Origin of the sequence: Megasphaera sp. DJF_B143 (assembly GCF_900320625.1) — a bacterium.
Taxonomy (GTDB): Bacteria; Bacillota; Negativicutes; order Veillonellales; family Megasphaeraceae; genus Megasphaera; species Megasphaera hexanoica.
This window is the reverse complement of sequence record NZ_ONTA01000089.1, coordinates 1-9,353: the sequence shown is the minus strand read 5'-3', so window position 1 is coordinate 9,353 and position 9,353 is coordinate 1. Positions and strand designations below refer to the sequence as shown.

The window sequence follows — 9,353 nt, the reverse complement described above, 5'->3', positions numbered from 1 at the left end:
TGAAGACGGCAGGCATCCGGGTTACCCGTATTGCCCGGGGCCTTCCCATGGGCGGAGATATTGAATATGCTGATGAGGCTACTCTGGCCGGTGCCGTAGCTAATCGGCAGGAAATGTGAGGACTTTATGGATTTCTACGGCATTGGCATCGGTATCGTCATTCTCGTGCTGGTGCATAAACTGATTCTGGCACCGCTTCGCCATCTTCTGGGAAACGTCGTTATCGGATTGCTGCTCTTATATGGGGTCAACCATTTCGGCTATCTCCTGGGCTTGGCTCATGTGCCTATTACTCTCATAACGGGAATTCTGGTCGGTATTTTCGGCCTGCCCGCCGTAGCTGTTCTTACGTTGTTCTATACGTTTTTCTGAAATTCCGAAAGAAGGAAATATGGTGCGAATCAAAAAATGGGCAGCAGCAGCCCTTGCTGCCGTCTTCGCTGCCGCAATCCTTTCTGGTTGTGGCAACAGCGTGACTACGAAAACGGAAAGTGTAACGAAATCGGACCATCCTGTGGCCCTGACACTTGATGCAAATATTACGGCCCTGCACATGACCAATGTAGTGCCTAAGCTTTCGGGCAAACTCGTCTCGACGCCCCTTACGGTAGGACAGGAAGTCAAAGCCGGCGAAGTAGTCGTACAGGTCGATTCGGCTCCATACCAACAGAGCGTCAGTGATGCCGAAGCACAGCTGGTAGCAGCGTCTTCTGCTGCCGCAGCGGCTCCGGTATATCAGGCTCCGGCTGCCAGCAGTGGTGGTGACAGTGGCCAGCGGGCGAAGCTCGATGTCTGGTATAATGAAGGAGCTATTTCCAAAGTCGAATACAACCAGATGATGGCCCGTACGGCTCCTCCAGTTCAGTCTGCTCCTGTTCAGGAAGCCGCGCCGGCTGTCGATTCGGGGCGCATTGCCCAGCTGCAGCAGGCTGTCCAATCGGCCAGGGAAATGCTGAGCAACGCTACGATTTATTCGCCTATTGACGGGCGTGTCACCTCTGTAGCCGATAATCCGTCTGTTGCCGTTGCCGGCAATGTCCTGGCCACGATTCAGCAGATGACGCCGTTGGTAGCGACGTTTGCCGTACCGGAAGATTATATAGAGGCACTGCAGACTGCCAAGAGTAATGGCACCATCAAGGTATCTATCATTGCTCCGTCTGGCGAGTCGGAAACAGGGGAGCTGACCTATCTTTCTGAAGTGAAGGATCCGGCAACGGGCTCCTATATGGCCAAGATTACATTTAATAACGACAAGAATCTGTTCGTGCCCGGCGAATTTTATCATGTCCGCCTTTCGACACCACAGGAAGTATCCCAGATTACCGTACCCAAAACAGCTGTCAAGACGAAAGACAGTGGAGATTTTGTCTATATCGTTAATGACAAGGGGCTGGCCGATGCCAGGTCTGTCCTGACGGGGGATGAAGAAGCCGGACGGGTAGTCATCCTGAACGGCCTTAGTGAAGGAGAAAAGGTAGTCATTGATCCGCCCGATTCACTGGAAATCGGTATGAAAGTCAATACGTAGGAAGAAAGCAGGCGATTCCATGAATATAGAAGACACAGGTAAAAGAGGGCGGCAAAATAGTCTGCTCAAATCATTGGAAAAAAGTCTCGATGTCCTCGATATTTTTGTCGAATGCAATACCGGTCTGACTTTGAAAGAAATAGCGGCCCGGACTGACCTCAATACTTCGACGGCTTTCCGCATCGTCAATACACTGGAACGTCGTCAGTATCTGACGCGCAACGAAGCATCCAAACAGTACCGGCTGGGTCCGAAAGCACTGGCTCTGGGATATTCCTCCCATTGGACAGAAAACGTCGTGACCTTGGCTAAACCGTATCTGCGGCGGCTGCAGCAGATTTTCAATGAAACGGCCAGTATTTATGTGGCCGAAGGAGACAGTCGTATCTGCCTGGATCATGTAGAAAGCACCCATTCGTTGCGCCGCGTTATTCCCATGGGCGAATCGCTGCCTATCTATAAAGGTGCTGCCGGCAAAGTGCTTCTGGCCTGGGCTAGCAAGGCCGAACGGAACCGGGTCATCGTCCAGTATGGCAATTTGTCGGAAAGTGAGTTTGCCTCTATCCGGCACAATGGTTATGCCATTACCCAGGATGAAAGCGAACACGGTCTGTTTGCTCTTTCCGTTCCGATTTTCAATTTTGAGGAACAAGTCATCGCTTCACTGACCATAGCCGGTCCGAGCATGCGGTTTTATGATTCTATCCGGCAGAAGATGCTCTTTACCATGAGCCAGTATGCCTATGAAATATCCTATTCACTGGGTTATCGCAAAGACAAAGATAAGGATAGATAAATGAATAGCGGAATGATAGAATCGAAGTGGCCGGAAAAATGGTATGAAGAAGATGTCTGTCAGGTTGCCCGGCATCTTCTGGGGGCTGTTCTGGTACACGTTACAGAGAATACAGTCTATGCCGGCCGTATCGTCGAGACCGAGGCTTATGGAGGAACATATCATGGCTGGCCTGATGATGCGGCCCACAGTTACCACGGCAGGACGGCCCGGACAGAGCCGATGTTCCAATCCGGAGGCTGCAGCTATGTCTATCAGATTTATGGCATGTATTACTGTATGAATGTTGTGACCGGTCGTGCCGGCAGTGGGGAAGCCGTCCTCATCCGGGCTGTAGAACCTCTTTCCGGTCTGGATGATATGTTCCGCAACCGTAACATGGATAACCGTACCCGGGGTCCGTATCATCTGACCAACGGACCGGGAAAACTCTGTCAGGCCATGGAAATCACAAAATCACAGAATCAACTGGATCTCTGTGGTGATGAATTGTACATTGCTGAGCCGGTTATGCGCCAACCACTGCAGATAGCATGTTCTGCGCGCATTCATGTAGACTATGCCGAAAAAGGGAAGACTTTTCCCTGGCGTTATTATATTGAAAATAGTAAATTCGTATCCCGGCCATGAATCGATGGTACTTGAGGATCGGCGTTCATATACTTAGGGGGAGATTATTATTATTGAATTTAGAGAAATCCGTCTGGAAGATAAACCGATTATAGATGATTATTTTCAGCAGAAGCGGTATGAACAGGCTGATGCAACATTCATGACGCTGTTTGCCTGGCAGAAGCCCTATGAAATCCAGTGGGCTGAAGAAGACGATGTCATGTATATCCGTTCCGGCCGTGGCAAAAAGCAGTTCTGGATTCCGCCATTTGCCAAAAAAGACGGCAGCTTTTTAAAGGGCGTACAACGGATGCACGAATGGTTTGATGAACATGGCTATCCTTTCCTCATGAAAGGGGTAACGCCGGCAGCTGCCGAACGGATCCGGACACTCTGTGAAGACTGTTATGAATTTACGCCGGACCGGGATAACTACGAATACGTGTATCTCACACAGGACCTCATCAACTTATCAGGAAAGAAATTCCGTCAGAAAAAGAATAACCTCAATCATTTCCGCAATCAGTACATCGGAAACTGGGAATACGTGCCTATTACAGAAGAAATTTTTGATGAATGTATGGAAGCGGAAAAGACATGGTATGACCAGCATGAAGAACAGGATGACGATGAAGAACTTCTGGGTGAACGCCACGCCATCGAAGAAGTATTCAATAACTGGGAAATCCTTCAGCCGACGGGCGGCGCCATCCGCATGTATAATAAGATCGTCGCTTTTTCCATTGGTGAAATGCTCAATGATGATACGGCAATCATCCATTTTGAAAAGAGCGATCCCAATATCCGTGGCCTGTATCAGGTCATTAATCATGAATTTGTCGTTCATGCCTGGCCTCACACGACTTATATCAACCGGGAAGAAGATATGGGTATACCCGGTCTGCGTCATTCCAAGGAATCATACAACCCGCACCATTATGTAGAAAAATTTGACGTGACATTGAAAAAATAAAAACGGAGGCTGTCCCTGCATGACAGCCTCTTTCTTATAGAGAAAGGGGAGGTTTCTATGAATTTCCGTTTAGCTGGCGAACAGGACAGAGGGCTGGTGGAAAGTCTATGGGATTACTGTTTTGAACATCGGGAAGATCCGTTTTTCCAGTGGTATTTTAAAAATTTCTATAAACCGGAACAGGTTCTCATGGGGTTTCAGGGTGATCAGATGGCCTGTCTGACCCATCTCAATCCCTATACACTGAATCTCCGGGGCAGACAAGTGCAGACATCCTATATTGTCGGATTGGCAACGCATCCGGCAGCCCGGCGCGGCGGTGTCGGTGGCAAACTACTTACGGCAGCTCTGGAAGAAATGAAACGGCGCGGTCATTATGTCAATATCCTCATGCCCAGCAAGGCCGGTTTCTATCAGCCCTACGGTTATGAATTATACTGTCATCAGTGGAAAGAAACGCTTCCTCTCGATGCTCTGCGCCCTCTTACGGACCGGACGCTCCACTATGGATTTATTACCAGCCCGGATGAATGGACTTATCTGGCGCCGGTATACGATGCCTATACGCGCAATCTTTCCGGTTATGCCGTCCGGGATGAACAGAGCTGGCGCAGCCATATCAGCGCCCAGCTGGCGGAAGGCAATATCGCCGTCTGCCTCGATGGTGACCGGCCGGTCGGATATCTCTTTTATCAGCTCGGTGAACCGACTATCGTAAGCGGGGAATTCGTGTATGCTACAGCCAGGGGCAAGAAGGGACTTCTGAATTATATCTATAACCACCGCTCACAGGGCGATACATTCCAGTGGAATGAAGGAATCCACGACCAATCATACCGCTTCTATCCCGATGGCAAACAGGGCCATGAAACGATGCCCTTCATGACCGGCCGTATTGTCGATGTCAAAGGAGCGCTGGAAGAACTGCCATACCGGGCGGAAGGAAGTCTGACATTCCGGACAGATGACCCTCTGGCCGATTGGAATACAGGGACATGGCGCCTGACGGTGCAGGATGGCACAGCCAGCGTAGAAAAACGGCCTGATGGAGAAATGACCGATGCTGTCATGCCTATTGGCACCCTGGCTCTCCTCGTATTTGGGGCGATGGACGTCGATGATCTCGTTTTCAACGAAAAAATACAGGGAACAGATCGGGCACTGGAAATATTGCAGACCTTGTTCCCAAAAGAAAAATGCTATATCAATGAATGGTATTGATTACAGGCTTGTTCTCCTGCAGGACAGTGGTGATGAGCAGATATGCAGGAATAGTAATTGACTTTTATAAATCGGATGGGTATAATAAATCCGTGATGAGTTACATAATAAAGACTCCAGTGGCGCTGGAGTCCGGGAAAAAGGAATGGCTGTTGTACGCTGATAGCGTGCGGCAGCCTATTTTTTTTGTTGGTTATTCATCATATGTCTATGTGTATTACAAAAGCATGGATGTATCATTTTTTTGTTTTTATGATAACAGGAGGTCTATCTATGGCTACAGAAGTCACGAAAGAATTTATCGTAGGCATGCCGAAAGCAGAATTACATTTGCACATCGAAGGTACTCTGGAACCAGAATTAAAATTAAAACTGGCTCAGAAAAATCATGTAGATATCGGTCAGACTACGATCGAAGAAGTACGGGCATCATATCAGTATGACGACCTGGCTTCATTCCTGGCTGTATATTATCCTGCCATGAATGTATTGCAGACAGAAGATGATTTCTATGATTTGGCCATGGAATATATTCATCATGCCGCAGAAAATAATGTCCGTCATGCTGAAATTTTCTTTGATCCCCAGGCACACACGAGCCGTGGTATCGCTTTTGAAACCTTCATCAACGGTTTATACCGGGCTACTGTCGATGCCCGGGCACTCAATATCGATGCCAGACTGATTATGTGTTTCTTACGGGATATGTCCCGTGAATCGGCCCGCAAAACGCTGGAAGAATCCCTTCCGTACTGCGATAAGTTCATTGGTGTCGGCCTCGATTCAGACGAACACAATAATCCGCCCATGAAATTTTTCAATCAATTTACCCAGGCTGAACAGTATGGCCTGCATCTTACGGCACATGCAGATATCGACCAGAAAGATTCTATTGAACACATCCGTGAACTGCTGGAAGTTATCGGCGTCGAACGGATAGATCATGGCACCAATATCGTTGAAGATCCTGATCTGGTTGCCTACGCAGCCAATCATCATATCGGCTTTACGACATGCCCGCTGTCCAATACGTTCGTACGGCCTGAAATGAAGGGACCGGAAGTACTGGAATTGCTCGATAAGGGCGTCAAGATCTCGGCACACTCCGATGATCCTGCGTATTTCGGCGGATATATCAGTGATAATTACTATGCCCTGGCAGATGCTTTCAACCTGACGAAAGAACAAGTAGTGATGCTGGCGCGGAATTCCTTTGAAACATCCTGGATCAGTAAAGAACAAAAGGCTATTTATATTGCCGAACTGGAAGAATATGCAAGAACCCATTAAGAAAATCGCAGTGCAACAGCGTGTCTATTTATTTATATAATGAGGGGTACTTATTTTTATGTCTAGCAACCAATCTATGGGAATTTTGGATAAAGTCTTTCATTTATCTGAAAACAATACAACAGTAAAGAGGGAATGTCTGGCAGGTCTGACGACATTTGTCTCCATGGCGTATATTCTCTTTGTCAATCCGATTATCCTGGGAGATGCGGGTATGGATGCCGGTGCTGTTTTTACGGCTACGGCCTTATCAGCTATCATGGGCTGCCTGCTCATGGGTTTTTTGGCTAATTATCCGATTGCTATCGCCCCAGGTCTGGGTGACAACGCCTTCTTTACTTATTCGGTCGTCCTTGCCATGGGTATTCCCTGGCAACAGGCCATGGGCGGTGTTTTCATCGCGTCCATTTTGTTTACGCTCGTTTCCTTTTTTAAGATCCGGGAAATCATCATCGATGCGATTCCTCAGGATTTGAAATATGCTATGGCTGCTGGTATCGGCATTTTCATTTCCTTCGTGGGATTGCAGGGAGGAGGTATCGTCATTGGCGATCCCTCTTCTCTGGTAGCAATCGGGTCGTTTAAAGTTCCGACGACCTGGCTTACTATCTTTGGTGTTTTCGTAACGGCTATCCTAATGGCAAAGAAAGTGCCTGGATCCATCTTTTACGGTATCGTCCTGACGGCTGTCATGGGACTGGTGACACAGATAATACCGCCTCCGGAAAGCATTATTTCCATGGCGCCGAGTCTGGATCCGACGTTCGGTGTAGGCGTGACGAATATGGCGTCTATTCTTACAGATCCTCAGATGTGGGCTGTAGTGATCATCTTTTTCCTGGTGGCCTTTTTCGATACGGCTGGCACGCTCATCGGACTGGCACAACAGGCCGGAATTATGCATAATGGCAAAATGCCCCGCATCGGGCGGGCTCTCATGGCAGATTCTCTGTCCATGCTCGGTGGTGCTGTTATGGGAACGACTCCTACGGCAGCTTATGTCGAATCTTCGGCCGGCATAGCTGTCGGTGCCCGTACAGGCCTGACAGCCGTTGTCGTAGCGATTCTCTTCGCCTTTAGTATGATTTTTTCACCTCTTCTGGCCGTCGTTACGGCTCAGGTTACGGCTCCGGCCCTGATTATCGTCGGCGTTCTCATGACATCGTCTCTTAAGGAAATCCACTGGAATCAGTTTGAAGTCGCCTTCCCGGCTTTCATGGTCATCATCGGCATGCCACTGACATTTAATATTTCGTATGGCATCGCCTTCGGGTTCCTGTTTTATCCGATCCTGATGACTATTGCCGGACGGCGCAGAGAACTCAATCCACTCATCTGGGTCATGTTTGTTCTCTTCCTCATTCTGTTGTATACGCTGACTATTCTTAAATTTTAAGGAGATTATACATGCTTACGAAAGAACTGTTATCTGATTATATCGATGCTGGTGCAGCCCGGATTAAAGCCGATATGGCTGTTATCGGCGGTACGCTGATCAATGTCAATACGGGTGAATACTATAAGGCAGACGTGGCTGTCTATAAAGGGAAAATCGTCGCCGTTGAAAGTGATATTTCTGACTATATCGATGAACATACGCAAAAAATAGACGCGACAGGAACCTATCTGGCTCCGGGACTTATTGACTGCCATATCCATGTAGAATGCAGCAAAATGAGCATGACACGTTTTGCTCAGGCCGTCGTTCCCCACGGTACGACCAGTATTGTCAGTGGTCTCGATGAATATATTTCCGTCATCGGCGTCGATGGGCTGGAAGCCATTTTCAAGGAAGTCGATGCATCTCCTATGAAAGTATTCTGGGCACTGCCTTATAAGACACCGTATACGATTCCCGTTTCGACCATTGCATATAATGTGACAGCTAAAGATCATGCAAAATATCATCAGGATCCTCGCTGTTATGGTATATGGGAACTGGTACGTGAAGCTGTCCAGACTAAGGATCCGGATACGATGGAAGCACTCGTCCTGGCCAGAAAATATCATCGGCCTATTTTTGGCTGCAGTCCCCTGGCTACGGGCAAGGCTCTCAACGAATATCTCATGAGTGGTGTCCGTGTCGATCACGAAAGTTATGACCACCAGGAATTCCTGGAAAAAGCCCGCAAAGGGATGCACACGATTATCCGGGAATCAGCAGTCACGAAATTCCTTAAAGAAAATGTCCGCGCTATTACCGAAGGCGCACCGGGCATAGCCCGTCATACCAGCTTTTGTTCTGATGATGTAAACGCCCGGGGCATTCTCAAAGAAGGTCATATCGACCACATGGTACATCTGGCCATCGCTGCGGGAATCGAACCGATGACGGCCATCCAGATGGCGACAATTAATGCGGCAGAAGCTTATGAAATCGACGACCGTGTCGGTTCTATTGCACCAGGCAAGGATGCGGATATCCTTCTCGTCGATCAGCCGGGGACTTTCCGTGTACAGACAGTCATCAGTAAGGGGATACTGGTGACAGAAAAGGGAGAAAATAAATTCGAGTATACTGTACCCAGACGGGATGATTCCCTGTTGCACACCGTACAGCATGCACCGCTGACGGCAGATGATTTTGCCTATCATGTAGATATGGATGAAGGAAAGGCTGTCGTAGAAACGATCAACAGTATCGGGCCGTTCATGCGCAGACGCCGTGACGTCGAACTGGATGTCCGCGGAGGTATCGTCCGTGCCAGTGCCGAAAAAGACGTGGCCCTCGTATCGGTCATTGAACGTTATGGCATAAATGGTAACATGTCCAAGGGTTTCATTTCCGGATGGTCATTTAAGAAAGGTGCTATTGCCACGACGGCGGCTCCTGACGATAATAACCTCGTCGTCGCTGGTGCCAATTATGATGATATGGCACTGGCTGCCAATACACTGATCGAACAAGGCGGGGGACAGGTCGTCGTCAT

At 48.6% G+C, this 9,353-nt stretch carries 9 protein-coding genes and 1 pseudogene; all 10 read left to right on the top strand.

Annotated features, from left to right (window positions below; all coding sequences use genetic code 11):
• Window positions 1-119: pseudogene (locus tag DBO31_RS02530) on the top strand (recombination protein RecR); the annotation flags it as partial.
• 7 nt (window positions 120-126) lie between these two features.
• The gene (locus tag DBO31_RS02525; RefSeq protein WP_059076199.1) at window positions 127-372 is read left to right on the top strand and encodes a pro-sigmaK processing inhibitor BofA family protein; all 246 of its coding nucleotides are present in this window, start codon (window positions 127-129) and stop codon (window positions 370-372) included.
• A gap of 19 nt (window positions 373-391) precedes the next feature.
• Window positions 392-1,531 (top strand): efflux RND transporter periplasmic adaptor subunit, encoded by a 1,140-nt coding sequence (locus DBO31_RS02520; protein WP_234995360.1) that lies wholly within the window; start codon window positions 392-394, stop codon window positions 1,529-1,531.
• A 19-nt stretch (window positions 1,532-1,550) separates the two neighbouring features.
• Window positions 1,551-2,327 (top strand): IclR family transcriptional regulator, encoded by a 777-nt coding sequence (locus tag DBO31_RS02515; RefSeq protein ID WP_083237081.1) that lies wholly within the window; start codon window positions 1,551-1,553, stop codon window positions 2,325-2,327.
• Window positions 2,328-2,957 (top strand): DNA-3-methyladenine glycosylase, encoded by a 630-nt coding sequence (locus DBO31_RS02510; RefSeq protein ID WP_234995359.1) that lies wholly within the window; start codon window positions 2,328-2,330, stop codon window positions 2,955-2,957. It abuts the gene before it with no gap.
• A gap of 43 nt (window positions 2,958-3,000) precedes the next feature.
• Window positions 3,001-3,912, top strand: coding sequence for a phosphatidylglycerol lysyltransferase domain-containing protein (locus tag DBO31_RS02505; RefSeq protein ID WP_083237080.1), 912 nt, complete (start codon window positions 3,001-3,003; stop codon window positions 3,910-3,912).
• A 57-nt stretch (window positions 3,913-3,969) separates the two neighbouring features.
• A complete protein-coding gene (eis, locus tag DBO31_RS02500; protein WP_150824360.1) occupies window positions 3,970-5,133 on the top strand; it encodes an enhanced intracellular survival protein Eis in 1,164 nt (387 codons plus the stop codon).
• Window positions 5,134-5,406: 273 nt separating this feature from the next.
• The gene (gene add / locus DBO31_RS02495) at window positions 5,407-6,423 is read left to right on the top strand and encodes an adenosine deaminase (RefSeq protein ID WP_150824359.1); all 1,017 of its coding nucleotides are present in this window, start codon (window positions 5,407-5,409) and stop codon (window positions 6,421-6,423) included.
• Between the two features lie 58 nt (window positions 6,424-6,481).
• Window positions 6,482-7,819 carry an NCS2 family permease gene (locus DBO31_RS02490; protein ID WP_059076195.1) on the top strand — a complete coding sequence of 446 codons (1,338 nt, stop codon included), beginning with the start codon at window positions 6,482-6,484 and terminating at the stop codon, window positions 7,817-7,819.
• 11 nt (window positions 7,820-7,830) lie between these two features.
• The coding region (locus DBO31_RS02485; RefSeq protein ID WP_150824358.1) for an adenine deaminase C-terminal domain-containing protein at window positions 7,831-9,353 on the top strand (1,523 nt) is incomplete at its 3' end.

What these genes read in the sequence shown, in the direction of transcription:
- DBO31_RS02525 (WP_059076199.1), top strand. Translation starts at nt 127, where the DNA reads ATGGATTTCTACGGCATTGGCATCGGTATCGTCATTCTCGTGCTGGTG.
- DBO31_RS02520 (WP_234995360.1), top strand. Translation starts at nt 392, where the DNA reads ATGGTGCGAATCAAAAAATGGGCAGCAGCAGCCCTTGCTGCCGTCTTC.
- DBO31_RS02515 (WP_083237081.1), top strand. Translation starts at nt 1,551, where the DNA reads ATGAATATAGAAGACACAGGTAAAAGAGGGCGGCAAAATAGTCTGCTC.
- DBO31_RS02510 (WP_234995359.1), top strand. Translation starts at nt 2,328, where the DNA reads ATGAATAGCGGAATGATAGAATCGAAGTGGCCGGAAAAATGGTATGAA.
- eis (WP_150824360.1), top strand. Translation starts at nt 3,970, where the DNA reads ATGAATTTCCGTTTAGCTGGCGAACAGGACAGAGGGCTGGTGGAAAGT.
- add (WP_150824359.1), top strand. Translation starts at nt 5,407, where the DNA reads ATGGCTACAGAAGTCACGAAAGAATTTATCGTAGGCATGCCGAAAGCA.
- DBO31_RS02490 (WP_059076195.1), top strand. Translation starts at nt 6,482, where the DNA reads ATGTCTAGCAACCAATCTATGGGAATTTTGGATAAAGTCTTTCATTTA.